This window comes from Slackia equolifaciens (assembly GCF_003725995.1).
In the GTDB taxonomy this organism is placed as follows: Bacteria; Actinomycetota; Coriobacteriia; order Coriobacteriales; family Eggerthellaceae; genus Slackia; species Slackia equolifaciens.
On record NZ_QIBX01000012.1, the window covers coordinates 57,522 to 77,799 of the forward strand.

At 56.0% G+C, this 20,278-nt stretch carries 20 protein-coding genes and 3 tRNA genes; 8 read left to right on the top strand and 15 right to left on the bottom strand.

The features are described 5' to 3' along the window. Positions 1-131: 131 nt before the first annotated feature. Positions 132-1,286, bottom strand: a complete 1,155-nt coding sequence (locus tag DMP06_RS07405; protein ID WP_123209107.1) for an acyl-CoA dehydrogenase family protein — start codon at positions 1,284-1,286, stop codon at positions 132-134. A 362-nt stretch (positions 1,287-1,648) separates the two neighbouring features. On the opposite strand from DMP06_RS07405, the gene DMP06_RS07410 reads away from it, so the two are divergent. Continuing rightward, positions 1,649-2,308, top strand: coding sequence for a TetR family transcriptional regulator (locus DMP06_RS07410; RefSeq protein ID WP_123209108.1), 660 nt, complete (start codon positions 1,649-1,651; stop codon positions 2,306-2,308). A 226-nt stretch (positions 2,309-2,534) separates the two neighbouring features. Here DMP06_RS07410 and ndk read toward each other — a convergent pair whose 3' ends face one another. From ndk to DMP06_RS07430, 4 genes are all read right to left on the bottom strand, one after another. Then, on the bottom strand, positions 2,535-2,942 hold the full coding sequence (gene ndk / locus DMP06_RS07415) for a nucleoside-diphosphate kinase (RefSeq protein WP_123209109.1): 408 nt from the start codon (positions 2,940-2,942) through the stop codon (positions 2,535-2,537). A gap of 102 nt (positions 2,943-3,044) precedes the next feature. Next, complete coding sequence (locus DMP06_RS07420) at positions 3,045-4,409, bottom strand: tetratricopeptide repeat protein (protein WP_380783195.1); 1,365 nt, start codon at positions 4,407-4,409, stop codon at positions 3,045-3,047. A gap of 69 nt (positions 4,410-4,478) precedes the next feature. Next, complete coding sequence (locus DMP06_RS07425) at positions 4,479-5,009, bottom strand: peptidylprolyl isomerase (protein ID WP_123209111.1); 531 nt, start codon at positions 5,007-5,009, stop codon at positions 4,479-4,481. Between the two features lie 220 nt (positions 5,010-5,229). Beyond that, positions 5,230-5,305, bottom strand: a tRNA-Arg gene (locus DMP06_RS07430). 54 nt (positions 5,306-5,359) lie between these two features. On the opposite strand from DMP06_RS07430, the gene rlmD reads away from it, so the two are divergent. The 4 genes from rlmD (at position 5,360) to DMP06_RS07450 (ending at position 7,535) form a co-directional block, all read left to right on the top strand. Further along, positions 5,360-6,685, top strand: coding sequence for a 23S rRNA (uracil(1939)-C(5))-methyltransferase RlmD (rlmD, locus tag DMP06_RS07435; protein WP_123209112.1), 1,326 nt, complete (start codon positions 5,360-5,362; stop codon positions 6,683-6,685). Positions 6,686-6,871: 186 nt separating this feature from the next. Further along, on the top strand, positions 6,872-7,309 hold the full coding sequence (locus DMP06_RS07440; RefSeq protein WP_123209113.1) for a universal stress protein: 438 nt from the start codon (positions 6,872-6,874) through the stop codon (positions 7,307-7,309). A gap of 74 nt (positions 7,310-7,383) precedes the next feature. Next, positions 7,384-7,460: transfer RNA gene (locus DMP06_RS07445), tRNA-Pro, on the top strand. Position 7,461: 1 nt separating this feature from the next. After that, a tRNA-Gly gene (locus DMP06_RS07450) sits at positions 7,462-7,535 on the top strand. A 665-nt stretch (positions 7,536-8,200) separates the two neighbouring features. Here DMP06_RS07450 and rdgB read toward each other — a convergent pair. The 3 genes from rdgB to murI all read right to left on the bottom strand — a co-directional run bounded on the left by rdgB (position 8,201) and on the right by murI (position 10,770). Then, entirely contained in the window at positions 8,201-8,800 is a 600-nt protein-coding gene (gene rdgB, locus DMP06_RS07455; protein WP_123209114.1) for an RdgB/HAM1 family non-canonical purine NTP pyrophosphatase, read from the bottom strand. Positions 8,801-8,904: 104 nt separating this feature from the next. Then, positions 8,905-9,630, bottom strand: coding sequence for a ribonuclease PH (gene rph, locus DMP06_RS07460; RefSeq protein ID WP_123209115.1), 726 nt, complete (start codon positions 9,628-9,630; stop codon positions 8,905-8,907). A gap of 45 nt (positions 9,631-9,675) precedes the next feature. Then, a complete protein-coding gene (gene murI, locus DMP06_RS07465; RefSeq protein ID WP_245962425.1) occupies positions 9,676-10,770 on the bottom strand; it encodes a glutamate racemase in 1,095 nt (364 codons plus the stop codon). Positions 10,771-11,132: 362 nt separating this feature from the next. On the opposite strand from murI, the gene DMP06_RS07470 reads away from it, so the two are divergent. Beyond that, positions 11,133-12,866 carry a hypothetical protein gene (locus DMP06_RS07470; RefSeq protein ID WP_123209116.1) on the top strand — a complete coding sequence of 578 codons (1,734 nt, stop codon included), beginning with the start codon at positions 11,133-11,135 and terminating at the stop codon, positions 12,864-12,866. A 10-nt stretch (positions 12,867-12,876) separates the two neighbouring features. Here DMP06_RS07470 and DMP06_RS07475 read toward each other — a convergent pair whose 3' ends face one another. Both DMP06_RS07475 and DMP06_RS11945 read right to left on the bottom strand, forming a co-directional pair. Further along, entirely contained in the window at positions 12,877-13,356 is a 480-nt protein-coding gene (locus DMP06_RS07475; RefSeq protein WP_123209117.1) for a hypothetical protein, read from the bottom strand. A 188-nt stretch (positions 13,357-13,544) separates the two neighbouring features. Beyond that, the gene (locus tag DMP06_RS11945) at positions 13,545-13,898 is read right to left on the bottom strand and encodes an AAA family ATPase (protein ID WP_476712874.1); all 354 of its coding nucleotides are present in this window, start codon (positions 13,896-13,898) and stop codon (positions 13,545-13,547) included. On the opposite strand from DMP06_RS11945, the gene DMP06_RS07480 reads away from it, so the two are divergent. Then, positions 13,828-14,022 carry a hypothetical protein gene (locus tag DMP06_RS07480; RefSeq protein ID WP_123209118.1) on the top strand — a complete coding sequence of 65 codons (195 nt, stop codon included), beginning with the start codon at positions 13,828-13,830 and terminating at the stop codon, positions 14,020-14,022. The genes DMP06_RS11945 and DMP06_RS07480 overlap by 71 nt on opposite strands. Positions 14,023-14,148: 126 nt before the next feature. On the opposite strand, the gene DMP06_RS07485 is transcribed toward DMP06_RS07480, so the two are convergent. From DMP06_RS07485 to DMP06_RS11345, 3 genes are read right to left on the bottom strand one after another with little or no spacing between them, the layout of a single operon-like run. After that, positions 14,149-14,733 (bottom strand): DUF1829 domain-containing protein, encoded by a 585-nt coding sequence (locus tag DMP06_RS07485; protein ID WP_123209119.1) that lies wholly within the window; start codon positions 14,731-14,733, stop codon positions 14,149-14,151. Then, on the bottom strand, positions 14,730-14,936 hold the full coding sequence (locus DMP06_RS07490) for a DUF1828 domain-containing protein (RefSeq protein ID WP_123209120.1): 207 nt from the start codon (positions 14,934-14,936) through the stop codon (positions 14,730-14,732). Before DMP06_RS07490 ends, DMP06_RS07485 begins: the two co-directional genes overlap by 4 nt. 5 nt (positions 14,937-14,941) lie before the next feature. Further along, entirely contained in the window at positions 14,942-15,400 is a 459-nt protein-coding gene (locus DMP06_RS11345; protein WP_380783197.1) for a DUF6978 family protein, read from the bottom strand. A gap of 1,275 nt (positions 15,401-16,675) precedes the next feature. Here DMP06_RS11345 and DMP06_RS07495 point away from each other — a divergent pair. Further along, on the top strand, positions 16,676-18,181 hold the full coding sequence (locus DMP06_RS07495) for a DNA/RNA helicase domain-containing protein (protein ID WP_123209121.1): 1,506 nt from the start codon (positions 16,676-16,678) through the stop codon (positions 18,179-18,181). On the opposite strand, the gene DMP06_RS11720 is transcribed toward DMP06_RS07495, so the two are convergent. Beyond that, the gene (locus tag DMP06_RS11720) at positions 18,161-18,361 is read right to left on the bottom strand and encodes a hypothetical protein (RefSeq protein WP_123209122.1); all 201 of its coding nucleotides are present in this window, start codon (positions 18,359-18,361) and stop codon (positions 18,161-18,163) included. The two genes, DMP06_RS07495 and DMP06_RS11720, sit on opposite strands and share 21 nt — an antisense overlap. Before the next feature lie 400 nt (positions 18,362-18,761). Then, on the bottom strand, positions 18,762-20,042 hold the full coding sequence (locus DMP06_RS07505) for an IS256 family transposase (RefSeq protein WP_123209123.1): 1,281 nt from the start codon (positions 20,040-20,042) through the stop codon (positions 18,762-18,764). Between the last annotated feature and the right edge of the window lie 236 nt (positions 20,043-20,278).

Genomic DNA, 20,278 nt, shown 5'->3' on the forward strand with positions numbered 1-20,278 from the left:
GAAAGCTCCCGGTACGAAAAGGGACGGATTGAAGGAAATTTCATATTCCCTTCATAATCCGTCTCAATTTAGGACGTCTAGCCACCGTTCACCGCAATTGGTGTGACGCTAAGCCGCAACAGTAACACTCACTATTCGGCGTACTTCTTAGCAACCTGACGGCCGGCGATGTAAGCCATGATTTCATGGGTGCCGCCGCCGAACATGTTACCGCGCAGGTCGGCCCACAGACGGCCAATGCGAACCTCGGTGGTGTAACCCAGACCGCCATAGATATTCAGGGCCATATCGGCAACCTTGAAGCACTCGGAGCAGCCATAGCGCTTGAGGAGCGCGGAGTCGAGCTGGACCGGCAGACCGTTGTCGAGCTTCCACAGGGTCTTGTAGAGCATATTGCGGGTGTTCTGAACCGCAATCTCCATGTCGGTGAGCATTTCCTGAATCATCTGGAACTTGGCGATCGGCTTGTTGAAGGCGATGCGCTGGTTGGCGTACTTGGCAGCATCCTCAAGAGCAGCCTGGGCCAGGCCAACCTGCTCGGCCACGATGTAGGCGCGCTCGACCTCGAAGTTCTTCATAAGCATCATGAAGCCCTCGCCCGGCTTGCCCATGCGGTCGGCCTCGGTGACCACGACGTCATCCAGGTAGACCTCGCAGAACGGAATGCACTGCTGGCCGATCTTGTGCAGAGGAGCGGTGGAAACGCCCTCGCGGTCCATGTTGATGTACCACAGGCTCATGGAGCCGTTGTCGCGAGAGGGATCCTCGTCTTTGGCGATGACGATGGTGTAAGGAAGAACCTCGCCCATGGTGACCCAGGTCTTCTGGCCGGACAGACGATAGGTGCCGTCCTCCTGCTTCTTAGCGACGCAGGTCATGGAGCGGTTATCGGAACCGGCACCCGGCTCGGAGATGGACAGAGAAGCGATAGGCCAGCCGGTCTCCATGTAGTGGTCGACGGCGTGCTGCTTCTGCTCCTCGGTACCGAACTCCATGATGTCGAACATGGAGAGAGAGTTCTGGTACAGGATGTGCATGCAGCCGCTGCGATGATAGAGCTCTTCGATCATGAGGCCGATGGTCACGCGGTCGGCAGGGATTCCGCCGTACTCCTCGGGAATGCCCATCAGGCCGAAGCCGGCGTCGCGGTACGCCTCGGCAATCTCATCGGGCATGCTGTGCGTCTCGTACATCTCCTTGATGACGTCTTCGGTGAAGTAGCGATCGCAGAACTCGCGCACACTCTCGAGCAGCAGCTCCTGTTCGTCGGTCAAAGCGAAATCCATGTTTTCCTCCTCGAATGTAGGATTCGGCCTAGCTGAATGACCGCATAGACGGCCCCTTCAGTCTTTCTAGGGCGAGGATACTCACTTTTGAGAGCCTCATGGATGGTCAGTTTTGCATTTCTGTATAATTTTTTTCTAGTTTACGGTCATTTGGCCGTTTTCGTATAAATTCTGGGGAATTCATAAGTGCTGTATATAAAACGCAGTTCAGAGCTTATTTTGTGTCTTTTTTCATCAATCTGTACTACAATATCCCAAGTTTGTCCTAGGGCATTTTTTAAAAACTGTACCGCATTCAACGTTACCCGCATCCGAGTCACGAGCCCACGTCAGCGGACGCGCGAAAGGAATTGATGAGGCCTATGAGTTCTGTCGACACCATGTCAATCATGGGCGAGGCGTTTGTCGAGCTCGCCACCCAATCCCCCCTCGAGAAGATCTCGGTGTCGGATATCGTTGCCGCGTCGGGCAAGAACCGCAAGACGTTCTATTACCACTTCGAGGATAAGAGCCATTTGATCCGCTGGATTTTCCGCAGCGATCTGGCCGAGGTGCTGCACGACCGTTTCGACGAGGAGCATCTGGTATACGAGAACCCTCAGGATCCCGGCGCCATGCCTGAACTCCCCTATTACGCGTTTCGCAAGAGCGGCGTTCGCTCGCTTGACGGGTCGGAATTCGTGCACGCCCTTGCCGATACATTACAAAAGCGCCCCGAGTATTACGGCAAGGCGCTGCGCGGCGTTGAGCCAGACGGCCTGCGGGCATACCTGGTTCGCCTTTACGTTCCCGCATTCGAGAAGGATATTCGCTTCATCTTGAGCAACCGCTCACTCGATCGAGCAAACGTGAAGTTCTTGGCAGAGTTCTACGCGGGTGCATTGGTATCGTACCTCGCCACGAAAGCGGCCTCCCCCGCCACTTCGCACGACCTGCTGCGCGATATGGGGCCTTTTAGCAACATCATCCACTCGTCGATGGAGAACGAAATCAAAGAACAGCAAATGAGACGCAGCTTTTAAGGGGACGACAAGCACCTTACGCTTCACTTTGGCCCGCCGCGGCGCGCCATTCTGGTCTATCTGCGGGCTTACGCGCTCTTCGGCTTGCAGTCACGCGAATCTGCGAATGCTCCACGTCATCCGTGAAACAATGAGCTGACATCAAAAAAGGCTCCGGGGTTTCCGGAGCCTTTTGCTTTTCGACGAGGCTCTTCGGCCACGCCGTAAGGAATCGAACGCAGTTGGGTTACGCGCCGAAGAAGATGCCGATCTCGCGCTCAGCGGACTCGGGAGAGTCGGAGCCGTGGATGACGTTCTCGTCCATGATCAGGCCGAAGTCGCCGCGGATGGTGCCAGGGGCAGCCTCGGCGGGATTGGTGGCGCCCATGAGCGTACGCATCTTCTTGATAGCGCCCTCACCGGAAACGACCATCTTGACCACGGGGCCGCTGGTGATGTATTCGATCAGACCGTTGTAGAAGGGCTTGCCCTCATGCTCGGCATAGTTGGCGGCAGCCTGCTCGGGCGTCACGTTGGCAAGCTCCATGCGCTCGATGGTCAGACCGCTGCGCTCGATGCGAGCGATGATCTCGCCCATGTGGCGGTTGCGCACGGCATCGGGCTTGAGCATGGAATAGGTCTTCTCAATTGCCATTCTGGTTTTTCCTTTCTCGATAATGCCTTGGGCATTTGACGGCGATCATAAAGCCGGGCCGCACGCCGAACGAAACACGACATGCGACCGGCGGCATAAAGGCTATTGCTGCTGCGAGGCGAATGTCATCTCGATATTGGACACCTTCCAACCGATGAGGTCGCGCACCATGTCAACCTGATAGGAGACATCTCCCCCTTCGGCTGCCTGAGCGGTCACATACACCGTGGAATTGGACATGCTCTTCTCTACGGAATCAACCGTGATGTCGGAATCCTGCACCACGCCGCGCATCTCGGAGTTCACAGCGTCGGCGCTCATGTTGGAAGTGAAGTACTCCTGAGCGTTAGACGTGTCGGAGAACAGGCCGCGCACCACGCTCTCCTGCGTGGGGTAGCCATAGCCCTGCGTATAGAGGAACACGCAACCGGCGGCAGCGATCAAAAGCAACGCGAACAGGAACACGAGAATCTTCAGACCCACGTTGCGGCGCTTGCGATCCTTCTTCGCAATGCTCTTGGAATAGCGCTCCAGCTCTTCCTCGCTGGCGTTGAAGAAGCGGTCATCGCCCGAGGCGTAGCCGTCCTGCACGTCATAGCCATAGGCCTCGGCCGGGAAGTACTGGGGGTCCGTATAGTAGGGGTCCTGCGCCATGAGCGGGGCGCCGTCAGCCGCAACGTCCAGACCGGACATGTCGGACTGGGGCTCAATCGCCTGCGTCTGGCCCGCGAGAGGCTGCATGGCGGCGGTGCCGGTAGCCACGGCCTTGGCCGCCAAGCTGTAGTCCACGCTGGCCGATTCGCTCAGGAAATAGGTCTTATCGGCAAGAGCAGCTTCAAATGCGCTCATTGCCTTCTGCATCTGATTGCAGGCAACATAGGCCTGCCCCAGATTGGCGTACATCTTGTTACGCGTGGCAGGATCCATGTCGAACTGCAGCGCGCTTTCATAGGACTGCACGGCGTCGGCGGGACGATTGAGCGCCATGAAGCATACGCCCAGGTTGAGCAACGCCTTCGTGGGATCAGGATTGCGCTGATCGAGCGCCGCCTCGCGGAAAGCCACGCCCGCCTCGGCATTTTTACCCAGCTTGAGCAGCGCGTTTCCCATGCCCAGATACGCCTTATAGGGCGCATCGTATTTGGCATCGGACACAGCGATTTCGAAATGCTCCACCGCATCCTCGTAGTCGTGCAGAAAGGCATAGGCCTTGGCGAGGTTGCAGTTCACCGCTCCGCACGCGTCATAAGCAGCATCGGCCGTTGCCTGCGTGTAGGCGTTGATTGCCTCGTCGAACTGCTGCAGCTGAAGGTAGCAGTTGCCCAGCTGATGGTACAGATAGCCCACATCCCCAGGCCCCTTCGGAATGGTGGGATCCGAGACGCACTGCCCGAACAGCGAAAGCGCCGTCTGGAAATCTCGAGCCTGGTAAGCTGCACGCGCGGAAGCGATGTACTGATTGTCAATCATAGATGCCGTCTTCTCCTTGGGCCCTCGCCCGTCGCCTGTGCGGAGGTGGAGCCGCGTTTACTACGTTTAATCTGCGTTCTCGATGACGATGGTCTCGATGACGTCGCCCACGCGAAGCTGCGCGATAACGTCTTTGCCCTCGATGGTCTGGCCGAACACCGTGTAGCCGGAATCAAGGCCGTGCTGCGGGCCGAGGCAGAGGTAGAACTGCGATCCCGCGGAGTCAGGCATCTGGGAACGAGCCATGGCGAGCGCGCCGTCATCGTGGGAGTTGTGAGGATTGGTGGTGTACTCCTGTTTGATAGTGTAGCCGGGGCCACCCGTACCAAGACCCGCCCACGGATTTCCCGCCGCAGCCTTTACCTGCTCGGAATCGAGATCGCGCGTATTGGGGCAGCCGCCCTGGATGACGAAGCCCGGGACATAGCGATGGAACTTCAGGTTGTCATAGAAGCCTTTGCGTGCGAGCTCCACGAAATTGCCCACATGGATAGGGGCATCCTCGCCAGCAAGCTGCACGCGAATATCGCCCTTGGACGTCTTGATGACAGCGATCTCGTTGCCGTTGGGCTTGTATTCGGGGGTGTACAGCGCCATCGTGCTTCCTTTCTCTCACTATATAGATGGTGCGCGTGGCATCATGAACGTGCAAATGGTGCCCTCGGCGGGATTGCCGCGCCCGCTTGCGCGGACGCTCCACCCCTCGGGCTTACGCCCTCGGGCGAACCGCCAAAAACTGCCCACTGGGCAGTTTTCGCAACGCGGTTCCACCCGAACGGGTTCAAATCCCGCCGAAAAACACCGACGTATTCGCAAATGGTGCCCTCGGCGGGATTCGAACCCACGGCACCTTGCTCCGGAGGCAAGTGCTCTATCCCCTGAGCTACGAGGGCGCATTAGCGTTCGAAATTATACTGTAAAATGAGCCGAGCGAGAAATGAGGATATATGCAAGAGAAAATAACCATAGAAAGACTCACCTATGGAGACGCGGGCGTCGGGCGATCCGCAAGCGGAAAAGCCGTATTTGTGAACGGAGTGGCACCCGGCGATGTTGTTTCCGCAGAGGTGACGGCCGACAAGGGCAACTACCTGGAGGCCAAGCTCAACGAAGTGTTGACTCCCTCCCCCGACCGCGTGACGCCCGCCTGCCCTCTGGCGGATATCTGCGGCGGTTGCGGCTGGCAGCAGGTAAGCTACGAGCGTCAGATCGCCGAAAAACGCGACAACGTAGTGTCGCAGCTGCAGCGTGTGGGAGGCTTCGCGCCCGAACGCGCCCAGGAGCTGGTAGCCGCTTGCGTTCCATCCAAAAAGCAGCTGGGCTACCGCAACAAACTCGAATTCAGCTGCGCAGAGGTGCCGGGCAAAGGCTTCATGATGGGCTACCATCGCAAGGGGTCGGATGAAATCGTGGCGCCGGATGCATGCCCGTTGGCCCATAAGGCCATCCAGCGCGTTCCCAAGGCGGTGCGCGGCGCGCTGCGCTTCCTCAATTCGCGCGGCGATCTGGGAATCTATCGCGTCGGCATTCGCCACTCGGCACGCACGGGCGATTTGGAAATCGCCCTGTGGACCAATCCGAGCGGATTCCCTCGCGCCATGGTAGCCAAGACGCTCGAACAAGCCGTCAAGGCCACGGGCGTGGTGCGCGTGATGACGAGCGACACCGGCAAAGCGCGCAAACTGAAGGGCATCGAGGTCTTGGGTGGTTCGGCACGCTGGCGCGAACGCGTGGGAAATGAAGAGTTCGCCGTAAGCGCTCCGTCGTTTTTCCAGGTGAACACCGCACAAGCCGATAAGCTCGTAAAGATTGCGCTCGACGGCCTAGAAATCGGCGAAAACGACTACGTGGCCGACCTGTACTGCGGCGTGGGCACGTTCACGCTGCCCATGGCACGTACCGCCGAGATGGTATTTGCCGTGGAAAGCTACGGATCAAGCGTGCGCGACCTGCGCCGCGCAAGCGAAGCGGCGCACCTTGACAACATAGAGGTCATCGGCGGCGACGCAGCACGAGAGCTTCCCGAGCTCGGCGAGCTTGACGCGCTGCTGGTAGACCCGCCCCGCGCCGGGCTCGCTGCCGAGATCATCGGCAGCATCGCAGAAGCCGGACCCACGCGCATGGCTTACGTGAGCTGCAATCCTTCCACCTGGGCGCGCGATGTTAAGCGTCTGGAGGAAGCAGGTTATGAGCTCATGGGCGCCACCCCGGTGGATATGTTCCCCCAGACGCATCACGTGGAGGTGGTTTCGCACTTCAGGCGTACATTCTAGACGCCGCGTGAAACCCAATTCGCAGCATGACGTTCGCACGTACGACACGGCGTTTGGGCTTCGCCGGCATCCATTCGCATCGAACGGGGTATACTGAACGCATACGGAGAAAGCCTCTCCGCCTTGCGATTTTTGACGGTATGCCGACGATTCCGCACGGGCGAAGCAGACGACAAGGAGGACGTTATGGCACTCAAAAAGATCCTGGTCGCATACGACGGCTCCGAATGCGGCAAAAAGGCGCTTGCCCAGGCGGGCGACATCGCCGGACTCGACCAATCCATCGAGGTGGATGTGGTAAACGTGGTGGCGGTTCCGCTGCTTTCCGACGACCAGATGACGAGCTTCGCCTCCATTCTCAACATGATGGAGAAGGACGCCTGGGAGCTGCTTGATGCCGCAGTGGCGATTCTGGACGAGAACGGCGCCGGCGATAACACCGTGCAGGAGCTGCTCGTCAAGGGCACCGACCCCGCACGAGAGATTGCAAAGCTCGTGGATAAGGAAGACTACGATTTGATAATCGTAGGAAGTCGCGGCCTTTCTGGCTGGAAGGAGTTTATGGGCAGCGTAAGCCACAAGCTTCTCGGCGAGGTGGCCGTGCCTGTTTTGGTAGTGAAGTAATCGATGTGAAAAACCTCTTGAGAACCGAGCCTTCTTTGCTATAATAGGCGAGCTGTTCGACAGGAGGACAGCGCCGGGACGTGGCGCAGTTTGGTAGCGCGCCTGCTTTGGGAGCAGGATGTCGCAGGTTCGAATCCTGTCGTCCCGACCATGCGGGTGTAGTTCAATGGTAGAACCTGAGCCTTCCAAGCTCATGACGCGGGTTCGATTCCCGTCACCCGCTCCACGTTTGAGCAGGTCATCGGCTTATGTCGGTGGCCTTTTTCTTTTCGTGCGCAATCGTCGCCATAGCCTAACCGCTCCACTTCTGTGCAACCGATTGCGAAGATTTCATCCTGCCTGTTTCCGGGAAATCGCCTGTCCTGCTGAAAACATCCTGCCTTTGACGCGGCAATCATATACAACGATAGGGCGTGGCTATACAAACCAACTGGCAGCGTTATCCGGTAGAAAGAGCTCCGGGTTCTTTCCTGACCGCTCTACCCCCAAGAAACCCCTGACATGCGTCGTCGCTCAGTCTTTTGGCAGTTTGCCGAAGTATGTAATCCATTTTCGCGTCAATTGAGCGCAGTTTCGCCAGTTTTTCTAAGTATGTAATCCGCCAGCGCCCGCTTATCCATCTCAAACAGCATGGACGAGAGCAAATTCGATGCTTTATAAGCATTTCTTACATAGATATATGCCCATAAAGAATTGATTCAATGAAGTTTTGACCAGCCGCAAGTAAAAGAGGGTTCTATTTACCCTCCGCAGGATTACATACTTAGGAAAACTGGCGCAAACTCGGAAAAATGAGATCACGGGCAAAGGCGAACCTCGCAGATCCAGAAAACACGCCCAGTTTGAGGCGCGCCCCAATACCACACAGTGCGAGCCGACCGAACCTCAACATTATGCGCGAGCCGTGAGCTTCTCCTTCAGCGCGCGCAGAGCGTTGCCACGGTGACTGATGGCGTTCTTCTCCTCCTGAGTCACCTCGGCAAGCGTCTTGGCTCCGCCGAACTCATCGGGCAAAAACATAGGATCGTAACCGAAGCCGCCCTCGCCCGAAAGCCCGTGCGCAATGCGCCCCTCGATCGTGCCAAACGCCGTTGTCTCGGTTCCATCCTCGTCCACGAACGCAAGCGCGCACACAAAACGAGCCGTGCGCTTCAAGTCAGGCACGCCCTCGAGCTCAGCAAGCACCTTGGCGTTGTTCGCGTCGTCGTCGCCGTGCACGCCGCAATAACGCGCGCTGAATACGCCCGGCGCGCCGCCTAGAGCATCCACGGCCAGACCTGAATCGTCGGCAAGCGCCGCCAGGCCTGTAGCCTCATGCGCAGCGCGCGCCTTGATGAGCGCATTGCCCTCAAAAGTATCGGCATCCTCCTCGGGCTCAGGGTACGCCTCGCAATCGGAAAGCGTCAAAAATTCCCAGCCCTCAAAATCAAGGGCGGTCTCGATCTCCTCCACCTTATGTTTGTTGTTGGTGGCAATTAGCACCTTTTTCATTCTTCCGCTCCCATTCTGTGGATACGTTATCGCTCAAGCTCCGGGCGGTAAAACCATCCGCCTTCGCGCCCGCGCTCTGGGCAGCTGCCCACGCGCTCGGCTGCCTACTCCAACCCAAGCACCTGACGCTGAAGCGTCAGAAGCCGACCTATGCCCTCCTCCGCCATGTCGAGCATGTCGTTCAGACGTGCGCGGGAGAACGGCACCTGCTCGCCCGTGCCCTGAACCTCCACGAACTCGCCTTTGGCGTTCATGACCACGTTCATATCGATCTCGGCAGAGGAATCTTCGCGATAATCCAGGTCAAGCAGCAGGCGTCCGTCCACGAGGCCCACGCTTACAGCCGCCACCTGGCCAAACAATGGATTCACTTTAACCTTGCCCGCCGCCTTCCACGCCTCAAAGGCATCATACGCCGCCACCCAAGCGCCCGTAATGGATGCAGTGCGCGTGCCGCCATCGGCCTGCAGCACATCGCAGTCGATGGTCATGGTCACCTCGCCGCCCATATTGGACAAGTCGCACACGTTGCGCAGCGAGCGCCCGATCAAACGCTCTATCTCCTGACTGCGGCCTTTGCGACCCTTGGTCTCGCGCGGCGTGCGCTTTGCGGTTGAAGCAGGAAGCATGGCGTACTCAGCAGTAAGCCAGCCCTTGCCCGAACCCTTGCGCCACGAGCCCACGCGCTCCTCGATGGTGGCGCTGCACAGCACGTGCGTATCGCCGCACTTCACCAGGCAGCTGCCGGCGGCGTTCTTCATAACGGCGCGCTCAAGCGTCACGGGGCGTAGCTCGCGATCCTTGCGGTTACCAATACGGGTTGCAAACATGAGCGAAAACTCCTTACTGAAACACGAAAAATACGAACAGGCGGATTACAATGCGCCCAGGTCAACATGAACGGGACGCGCAATGGGCTGGTTGAACACGCGCGAGCCAAACGCCTGGAAATCTTCCACATCGGCAGAAGAGGTAAAGAACTCGCGCACCGCCACGTTGTCGGGAGCGGCCAGCTGACCACGACGCGCAAGGGTGTCCCGAACGTCCTTGGCCATTTCCTCGGCGGAAGACACCAGCAGCACCCTATGCCCCATCACGCCGCCTATCAAGGCCTTCAGCATGGGATAATGGGTGCAGCCCAGCACGAGCGTATCAACGTCGCATCGCCGCAGGGGTTCCAGATAGTCCTGTGCGATCTCTTGGAACGCGGGGCGGATATAGACCTTTGAGGCAAGGCTCGTGAGGTCTTCAATTGGGCCTTTCGAAATGCGAATCCCCTGCTCAACGATATCAACGAACTTGGGAGTGGCCGTAGAGAACACGGTGATGCCGGCATCGATATGGCGAATGGCGCGCGGATAGCATTCGCTTTCCACCGTTCCCTTGGTGGCGATTACGCCCACGCGGCGGTTTTTGGTGGCCCGCGCTGCAGCGCGGGCGCCCGGCTCCACAGCGCCGATAACGGGGATGTCGAAGGTGCGCTGAGCGTGCTCCAGGCCGGCGGCGGTTGCAGTGTTGCAGGCGATGACCAGCATCTTCACGCCGCGCTGCACCAGCCATGCGCAAATTTGCTGCACAAAGCCGTCCACCTCTTCCTGCGAGCGCGGGCCATAGGGGCAGCGCGCCGTATCGCCAAAGTAAACGATGGACTCGTTGGGGAGCTCCTTCGCTATCTCGCGCGCGACGGTAAGACCGCCGAAACCCGAGTCGAAGATGCCGATGGGGGCGTTATCGAAGGGAGCAGCATCAGATGCAATCCCGCTGACGCCGTTGCCGAACGGAGAGGCTCCGGATACGTGGATGCCGGTCGCATCGTGGGGCGTTTGAGCTTCGCTCGCGGAGGCGCATACGGCACTCGGACGATCGCAAGCGGGGCCGTCGCAGCTCACGCCGCCAAAGCCTTCGATCACATCGTATTCGATTCGCGAATCAGAATGGCAGCCGTGCGCCGCCTGCTCAATGTTTTTCATAGCTTAGCAGGATACCGCAACCCCGCAGCGCCCGCACGCAAAGACCCCCAACTGCAACGAAAGTGCAAGGATGGGCGACGGCTCTCCCCCGAACCGCCCAGGCCTTCCCGTAAACCGTTGGACGCCCAAGCGTGAGCACGCCGCCCCTAACGAACCTGCGCTTACCACGAAAGAGAAGTGCGCACCTTGCGCACGCTGCGCCAAGAACGAACGATGGCACGTCTTGCTGTGCCTTCCGTTTCGACCCAAGCTTGACGAACATTTGACGTGCGCAACACCTCCGCTTCGCAATCGGGCAAATCATTCAGGATATAGTTATCGGCTGCGTAATTCCCGCAACCACCGAGCGCCAAGGAGCACCCGTGAAGCGATCCGACTCGAAGCACGACATCGCAGCAAGCATGCGTCAGCCCGCCATCGACTCCATTGCGGGACGAATCATCTATGCGGCAATTACGCTCCTGCTGGCCGTAGGGCTCGTAGGCGTAAGCCTACTCAACGGGATGGCCTGGGACGGAGAGAAGCCCGGCGAAATCACCTATCACGAACGCTTTGCCCATTACATCGACGAGGACCAGTACGCCCGGCTCGCCGATGCCCTTATCCACGGCAGCCTCTCGCTTGACCTGCCCGTTTCCGACGAACTTGCCCAGCTGGAGAATCCCTATGACTACGGCGCGCGCTACGAGGCGAGCGATGGCGGCGCGAACCCCATCTTTTGGGACCACGCTTTCTACGGCGGGAAATACTACTGCTATTTTGGCGTGGTGCCTGCCGTGCTTGTTTTCGCGCCCTATCAGCTGATAACGGGGCAATGGCTCGACACGTCCGCCGCCGTGGTGGCGCTCGGGGTGGCGACTGTAGGCGCAATGGCGCTCTTGTGCTACCGAATAGCCCGCCGCTTCTTTGGCTCCTCGGTAACGCTGGCCACGCTCATCGCCACGCTGCTTTTCTTGTTCGCGGGCAGCAACGTTGTCTATCTGGTATTCGTGGCGCGGTTCTATTCGGTTCCCATCCTTTCCTCGCTCGCGCTCACGTTCCTTGGCCTGTGGTTTTGGCTCGGCGCTCGCAAAGAGGCGCAAGACGGTTCGTTGGCGCCTAGGAGGGACGACGCCTCCGGGAAAGAACCGAGCGGCCCTTCAAGCCACGCCAATCGGACGATTTCGACGCACGTGAGCCTGAAGCGCGCGGATTCGGCTCGTTCCACCACCCGCCTCTCCGCCTGGCACCTGGCGGCCGGATCGCTTTGCATGGCGCTCAATTTGGGCTGCAGGCCTCAGTTCGTTCTCGCGTGCTTTCTTGCCATCCCGCTTTTCTGGAACGAGATCAGGCACGAGAGACTGCTGTTCTCGCGCAGGGGCGCAAAGGAAACCGCCGCGGCGCTCATACCATTTGCCCTGGTGTTCGCACCCCTGCTGTGGTACAACTGGGCGCGATTCGGGTCGGTTCTCGATTTTGGCAGCAGCTACAATCTAACCGGCTTCGACATGACGCAATACCATCAACGTCTGCTGCTTACTCCCGTGCTGCTGTTTTATTATTTGCTACAGCCTATCAATCCGAGCTTCACGTTCCCCTTTGTGGAAACCACCGAGATGGCCAGACCGGTCGGATGGGCTCCCATGGAGCCCATGTTCGGCGGATACTTCTGGCTTGTACCCATGGCCTTGCTCGTGTTTTTACTGCCCGCGGTGCGACGCGAGCTCAAGGAGCGCGGGCTTTGGGGCTCGACGCTTTGCATGCTTGCGTTTGCCGCGGTCGTCCTGATTGTGGACACACGCACTGCGGGAGTGACGCAGCGATATTTCGGAGACTTTGGTTGGTATATCGTGCTCGCGGCCGCCTTCGTCATGTTGGCGTTGCAGGCGCAGAAAGACGAGCTCGTAGAACGCGTGCGGCACTTGAGCGGGCGCATCTATTTGAACGTCGCGCCGCTGGGTGTCCGTCACCGCAAAGCAATCGCGGCGTTCATCGCGTGCGCCCTGATCTTCGCCCTTGCTGTGGGCGCGCTCTCGCTGTTCTCCCCCGAGCGCTACGACAGCATTGCCGCCTTCAATCCGACGCTGTGGGAGGCCATTGTGCGAGCCGTTGGCTAAAGCGTTGAGCCTAAAGTTCTTCGATGCTCTGCGCGAGCCGCGCCACGTACCCCAGATCTTCCTTGGCCAGAAGATCCTGAAACTTGAGCATGAGTTCATGGTTGGGAATAGACACGTATCCGCCATGGTAGGTCAGAAACCCGTACACCGCCATTGCGGAGAAAATCTCATCTTTCGTGGATAGACTCATAGATGATGCGGCATGGTTGCGCATATGCGCAGGAACCGGCTCGCCCGCAACCATACGCACTAAGTCGTCACGCACCGCGGCGATGTTATTCTGCACATAGTAGTAAATCTCATCGTAAGGGCCCGATTCCGTCCAATAGCTGCGCAGGCTGTCGTCAGAGAGTGAAAGCACCACAGACCGCGGATTGAACCGACGCTCCCCATTTTCGGTCAGGTAGCCGTCATACCAATAGGCGAGATCGTCGTAGGTGACACGCGCGTTGGGATTGCGAGCTATGTGACGCTCGCACAGCTCCCGCACCTCATCCTCAGTAAAGCCTAGCGCAGATCAGAGGCGATGCCGGCCCGAATGAATTCAAAATAGTCGTCGTGGCCTTTGCAGCCATCGGGTAAAACGCTGAAATCGATTAGATGACGTCATGGGATCCAAGATGCCGTTTAGCCGTGGCGTCACGGGTGACCATGAGGCACTCGAACAACTCCGCCGCATCAATACCAAGCGACAGAAACACAGCAAGCATCTGGGCATTGGAACGCCTTCCCGAACCGACGCGGCCGCGTAATGCACACGTACTTTTCCGCGATGCCGATGCTTGGAAGAATTTTGGAGACGAACCCAGATTTATCCACAAAATAAGGCGAGGCCTTCAACTCGGTAAAAGCCTTCTTCGCGCTCTCTGGATTGATGTACCGCATACTGCTCCTGACTCGGTTTCGCGCTTGTCGCCCTAAGTATACAACGTCATTTATCATCCAATAATTAACGTTTGTCGTGCAAATTATAACGACCGCTGGCACGCGCGCTAAAACGACCTTAAAGAGCTTTGCTTCTTGCGCCGACATTTCCGACACGATTCAAGACTTGGTGATGGAGCGCGCGATAAAGCAATCATTGACCGAATTACCCATGATGCCGCTTGGGATTGAAATGAGCGAGCCGAATATGGAGCAAAAGATTGGTTTCTAACGCACAGCGCAACAAACACTAGGACTAGGTGCGGCACCCATGGGTGCCGCACCTAGTCCTAGTGTTTGTTGCGCATAATTGCCGTGAATGGATATCTCAAGCGTTAGATTCACCACCTAATATCCCCTATGCAGCCAGCTCTTTCAGCACACTCTGTTCATCCTGCCCCCAAACAACAGGACGAACATCGTAGTTGTGGCAAGCGCGCAAAAGACTCTCGTCAATGTTCCCATCACCGCAATTCCGCTTATTCAAGAACAGGTAGAAGGCAGAATCATCCCCACGGGCATTCTTTATGTCACCCCATCCGAAAAGAGCATTCACAACGCTTTGCTCCGAAGGAGTTGAGACCGTTTTAATAAACCGTTCTGGCGCGGTATTGGGAGTCTTGGGTATCACAAAATCAAACTTGGTCTCAAAGCCAGATTGTCCCCGCATAAGAATGTTAGGCAAGTTGCGTACTCCATGCTTCTCAAACCATCGACCGACGTCTTCCGAAAAATAGCTCCTGACATTATCTCGAGCCGTAAAGAACAAATCGTCGACCGTCGCCATGCCCTGCATCAACATGTTAATCGCTGAAAACAACCGATCGTCATTACATACGATATACAGCTCATCCTCATTGCGATCGATGCCGAATCCGTTAAGAACCTCATCCAACTTTGATTGGCGAGCACCCGTGATCACATTGCAACCAGAAGCGCTCAAATCAAAATCGTTGCTCCTAAATCACTTAACACGAATTCATCTGACTCAGGACAATTATTCATATAGATGCTGAAATGATCATTATGACGGTCAAGCATTGGACATATTACACGCACGGCGTTGCCCTCCTGATGGACCTCAACCGCATCACGCCACCACTTCACATAGCCATCTAGTATCTTGTTCGCAATCGCAACATCCATAGTTTTTACACCCCAAGCGACCAAACCAATTCAAGCGTATTGTCAATGTCGCAAAACATTCTAAACTGTTCAAATACCTCAGGAGCACTAGAGTCGCAACCAATTCCTGTAAGAAGCGATTGGCGATCAAGCGGAATCGCCCATTTGTCCCCGTACTCATGGGTCGCAATGTGTATATGTGAGCCATGAATCATTTCTCCATCTGGATTGGAATGAACCGCATGGTTGTCCAAATCCACACGCATCAAAGGATTCGATGAATCGCGCATTTGCATTGACGTTTTACGGCTGACGGTACCCAATTCAAGAATCAACGTCCCACTTTTTGCACCTTCGACAATTGACAACACAAAGCGATGTTCGGGCTTCTGCGGAGCTTTCAATCTAATTTCAAGTTTTTTACCAGGACGAGGGGCGGAAAACGAATCTTGTCGCCTTCCACCATTTTGTGGGTTCGGATTAATTGCATAATGTCGTTTTCAATTTCCATTCTGCACCCCTATAGAACCTCTGAGCCACGTAAGAAGTATAACATAAAGCAAACATTTGTTCGTGAATATTGAGCGAGTCACCGCCATGACCAACCGTCAAAGAATCTGTAGAGCAAGCCCCTCCCCATCCACTTGACCAAACGTAATTCCGAACCCATACGGATTGGACAACAATGTCCTGATTGTAAACCACTCTTCAAAAATATACCTTGACAACAGGACGACAAACCCAAGAATATAACCCGACTCATGCGGTTAAAAGATCCGCCTCTCCCGTGCCGCCCGAAGAAATAGCTTTCTTCACGATTACGCTTTCTATAGCGATACGGCTCAGTACCTCGGTTTTCTCGCGAGCACCATGATATCGCGCATGTGTCCCCCGGAGGGGGCCCAGCGAGTCAAATCGATGCCGACCGCGTTCCCGAGGGCATCGGTGAGTTCGGTCGGTAATCGAAGAGTCAGCCGCTCCCGTCGAGGCGGTGGCCACCACGCCCGAGGGCGCCTCCTGGACCGCGCCGCTTGACGGTTGGGTACAAATATGGGTCGCGGCGCAGTTGCGAGTGCCACGTTTGGCGCACATCCCGTAGCGCTTGCACCAATGGCGGTCTCAACATGCTGCCTTCTTTGGCACGAAGGGCCGGATGTGTCGCCTCGACCGCACCTTACAAGATACGGTCGAGATGCTCTTTCCTATATAATTGCCTATCGCTCTGCACGGATCCCCCCCGCTGAGGCAGTCCTGTATCTGCCCTCTCTCCCTGAGGTTCAACTGGGCACATTTTGCACCTATGGTTCTTTCCCTGACTTTTTCGCACGGCGAGGCTTCACGGCCGTCACCATAGCGGGAAAGAGCCTTCTCTGCTCGGCGCAACGCCCGCTCGGACCGAAGGGCCCTCACGTTCGCAGGGGTTACTATTGCAGCGAGCATGGAAGTTAAACATATTATTTGAAGGAACGATGCCGCTGTAGTCAACTTGAGTCCTATTGGCCCACCAGAGCCTTGCGGCTGAATAGGCGTTAAATAAACCCATCTGAAAGAACTATAAACTCGCCCCATCACGCAACCGTCTCACCCCTGTCGTCTAAAATCGAATGCGTAGCCAGCATCGGCAGAAACCAATTGACGCCTGGAGCGCGGCCAGCCCCTATCGACTTTGTGCATCTTCCATCGTAGCGGGCTTTCGTCTTCTACTTTTTTGCATTGTATAATCATTAAATGTAAATGATTTGAATCCCACCGGAGCAGTAATGATTAATCCTATCAATATTTTTTACTTGACAAGAATCGACAAAGATGCATCTCTCGAAGATTTCAATCAATACCTGCACATCCTTTCCAACAGCAATACTTCCCTCAAAAATCGGGAACGCAAATCCCTCTATAAACTTGTAGACCTTCTTCTGAAGTATGACGTCAGCATTGATGACCTCGATGGATTTACGGTCTCGTACAGCATTCCCCAAATCGCCAAAGAATTCGATTTGCTTAAAATTGGCATAGGATCCGTGTTAAACATTGAACTCAAAAGCGAGCCTATAGAACTAGACAAAATTGCTTCACAACTTAAAAGGAATAAGTATTACTTAAAGCATTTGTCGGCTCTTCCCATACTGTTAACTTACGAATCGCAAACCGACAGATGGTACACGCTTGATACAAATGACAACTGCGTAGAAATTGCATGCAGGGAAGCAAAAAAACGCATCAGTTCATTTGGCAACTATTTCTCCGACAACACAGATAGTCATTTCTCTCCTTCGTCTTATTTGGTTTCTCCTATAAATCAATGTGACGCTTTTCTTAGGAAAGAATATTTTCTTACTAGTCAGCAAGAAGAATTTAAACGAAATATCAGTAAACAATTGGCCAATAACAAGATGGTCAAGCTCACAGGAGGAGCTGGCACTGGCAAAACGCTCCTCCTTTATGATATTGCGCGTGATTTTGCAGAAAGCAATGGAAATACCTGCGTAATTCATTCTGGAAATCTCGCTAGCGGACATTACGTAATCAATCAACATATGGCAGATAAAATGGATATCATTTCTGCGAAACAGGCTCCATCAACTGACCTGAGCCGGTACAAAGCTTTATTTATTGATGAAGCCCATCGACTCTACGCACACACCCTGAATCAAATTATTGAGATACATGGCACGCATCAAATTGGAGTGGTATTTAGCCTAGATTCGAGACAATCTCTATCTAAAACGGAAATCAGGAGTAACAATGAAGGGAGAATTGATAAGTTTGTTCCCTCAGATTTACATTACTCATTAACTAATAAAATCAGGACAAATAGAGAGCTCGCTTCCTTTATTAGAGCTATGCTTGATTTACGGCGAAAAAACGACTTAATTCGCCCATGCCCCGTTAAGGTTTTATATGCCAAGTCAACGGATGAAGCGCGTTTGGTGATTCAAAACCTTCGTAAACATAATTTCACATACATCTCGCTAACTAATTCAAAATACACAGCAAGCGTATTCGATGAATTAACAATACTGGGCTGTCAGAATACGCATGCGGTCATAGGACAAGAGTTTGACAACGTTGTCGTAGCAATCTCGAAAAGCTTTTTCTACGATGACGAGAATGCGCTTCAAGCCACCTTTCATCCTAACAAAAACTATCTCTCCATAAGACTCCTGTTTGAAAGCGTAACTCGCGTTAGAAACAATCTAGCCATTGTTGTTGTTGACAATTGTGACGTATTCTCCAAACTCGTAACGCTACTGGATGGGAATGATTGAATTCTGGTCGGACCTCTCCATCACCGTAGGTTCGTCGAGCTCCATCAAAGGGTCGGGCATGCGCACGTAGCGGGCGCTCCCGCGCATCTTGCACGCCCGTTTGGCGAGGCAGCAGCCGAGATAGCTCTTCCCCGCGCCTATGCGGCTCCTATCACCGCGTTGGCGGCCTGCGACATGCACTGGCAGATGATGGCCTTCCGGACAAGCATGCCGTCTATGCCGCGCCCGTCGTAAATTATCTCCCCTATCTCGAAGTCGAAGAAGCGTAACCGGGCGTGTCCTATCAGCCGTTTCGCCGAGGCAGCGCTTCTCCTCCCATGTATAGTCCACCATCATCCTCACGCACTCATTGCAGTGCAGTTACGCGAATCTGGATCCACCCCGATTTCACTGACAGATGCTACGACGTTTCCCGGCAGCCTTCCTCCTCGGGCCAGTTGACCCGCTCGAGCTACTCGGGCTAAGGCATCCCAGATGGTAGTGTCGCGGAAAGTGGTGTAGCGCTCGATTTGGGAGGGCAGCCGTTAGGCTGGCCGAGCAAATCGAGAACCACCTAGAACGAAAATCATCCTAGCACATACTATGCCGCCTTCCTTCCGGGGATCGGGTTGTCCGCCATGACGAGCGAGATGATCCTGGCTGCATGCTCCGCGGCACTGCCGCTGTAGCTAGGCGCGGGGGCGTTGACCTGGGCGCCTTCCACCGCACGCGCGATCGAGCCGTCGGAAAACCAGCGGCGGCTCGACCATTCCTCGTCCATCTCCGAGAAGACCGCCCCCATAAGCCTTATGAGGGATTTTCTCGAAGGAAACGCCTGGACGACCCTGCTGCGTCTTTTGAGCTCGCGGTTTGCCCGTTCCTGGACGTTGTTGGTGCGCAGGCGCACATGGTGCTCGTAGGGGAAGTCGAGGTACGCGAGCGCGTCGGGCTCGGCTTCCTCCAGGATCTCGGCCGCCTTCGGGCAGAACGCCCCGACCTCATCTATCGCGAGGCGGTACAGCTCGCGCACGAGGGCCGGGTCGCGCTCCGCGAAGACCGCCTTGAGGATCGAGAGCACCGCGCCGCGTTTCTGCCTGGTGGGCGCAACGCCCGACGCGTTGCGCATGAGGTGCACGATGCAGCGCTGCCACGATGCCCCGGGGAAGATTTCTTGAATAGCGCGCCGCAAACCCTCATGGGCGTCGCTGGTCACGCACAAAACGCCCGCTACGCCGCGCTCCCTCGGCGACAGGAGAAAACCCTTCCACCCCTCATGCGTCTCGGTGTCGATCGCGTCCATTCCCAGCAGCCTCCGGTAGCCGTCGGACCCTGCGCCGATCGCGGTCACGAGCGCCGTCGACCGCACGCGCCCCGCCTCCCTGCGCTTGATGTAGGTCGCGTCGAGCCACACATAAGGGTAGGTGGCTCCCGATAGGTCCCTTTGCTGCATATCCTCGACGGTCTCGTCGAGGCAGGCGCATATGCGCGAGACCTGGCTCGCGCTCATGGACGCTATGCCCATGGCCTTCGCCACGCGCTCGACCTTTCTGGTGGATACGCCGTTGGCGACCATCTCGGAGATCGCCGCTATGACAGCCCTGTCGGTGCGCGACCAACGGGTAAGGAGGTCTTCAGGATAGTAGCTGCCCGTTCTCAGCTTGGGGATCTTCAAAGTGATCTCTCCTACGCAGGTGACAAGCTTGCGCTGCCTGTAGCCGTTTCTTTGGTTGCCGTCGGCGCATGCTTCGTCGGCCTGGGCGTCCATGACTTCGTTGACCAGCGATTGGGCGAGGATGCGGATCAGCTCAGAGATATTTACCATGCCATCATCGAATCTAGGCATCTCGAGGGTATTCGGAGTTATATCGTGTATCGTGTCCATATGCGGTTGTCGCCTTTCAACAGAATCTGATTTTTGGTCATTTCAAATTCTAGGCGATAACCGCTTTCTATTTACCGGTTAGAAAACAGTCGTTACACCACATTTCGGCACGCGATCCCTGTGAGACTGTCGGAAAGTGCGAGAAATCTTCGGCAGCACCCTTTCTCCTCCGTTCGCGGCATCGTGCGCAAACGGAGGTCGTTGCGTAAACGGATACGGGGTAAATTCACGTTCAG

Bases quoted from the DNA above. Each gene is read 5' to 3' on its own strand.
- DMP06_RS07410 (WP_123209108.1), top strand. From the start codon at position 1,649: ATGAGTTCTGTCGACACCATGTCAATCATGGGCGAGGCGTTTGTCGAG.
- DMP06_RS07440 (WP_123209113.1), top strand. From the start codon at position 6,872: ATGGCACTCAAAAAGATCCTGGTCGCATACGACGGCTCCGAATGCGGC.
- DMP06_RS07405 (WP_123209107.1), bottom strand. From the start codon at position 1,286: ATGGATTTCGCTTTGACCGACGAACAGGAGCTGCTGCTCGAGAGTGTG.
- ndk (WP_123209109.1), bottom strand. From the start codon at position 2,942: ATGGCAATTGAGAAGACCTATTCCATGCTCAAGCCCGATGCCGTGCGC.
- murI (WP_245962425.1), bottom strand. From the start codon at position 10,770: ATGAAAAACATTGAGCAGGCGGCGCACGGCTGCCATTCTGATTCGCGA.
- rph (WP_123209115.1), bottom strand. From the start codon at position 9,630: ATGTTTGCAACCCGTATTGGTAACCGCAAGGATCGCGAGCTACGCCCC.
- DMP06_RS07495 (WP_123209121.1), top strand. From the start codon at position 16,676: ATGATTAATCCTATCAATATTTTTTACTTGACAAGAATCGACAAAGAT.
- rlmD (WP_123209112.1), top strand. From the start codon at position 5,360: ATGCAAGAGAAAATAACCATAGAAAGACTCACCTATGGAGACGCGGGC.
- DMP06_RS07425 (WP_123209111.1), bottom strand. From the start codon at position 5,009: ATGGCGCTGTACACCCCCGAATACAAGCCCAACGGCAACGAGATCGCT.
- DMP06_RS11945 (WP_476712874.1), bottom strand. From the start codon at position 13,898: ATGTCGGCGCAAGAAGCAAAGCTCTTTAAGGTCGTTTTAGCGCGCGTG.
- rdgB (WP_123209114.1), bottom strand. From the start codon at position 8,800: ATGAAAAAGGTGCTAATTGCCACCAACAACAAACATAAGGTGGAGGAG.
- DMP06_RS07490 (WP_123209120.1), bottom strand. From the start codon at position 14,936: ATGGATGTTGCGATTGCGAACAAGATACTAGATGGCTATGTGAAGTGG.
- DMP06_RS07505 (WP_123209123.1), bottom strand. From the start codon at position 20,042: ATGGACACGATACACGATATAACTCCGAATACCCTCGAGATGCCTAGA.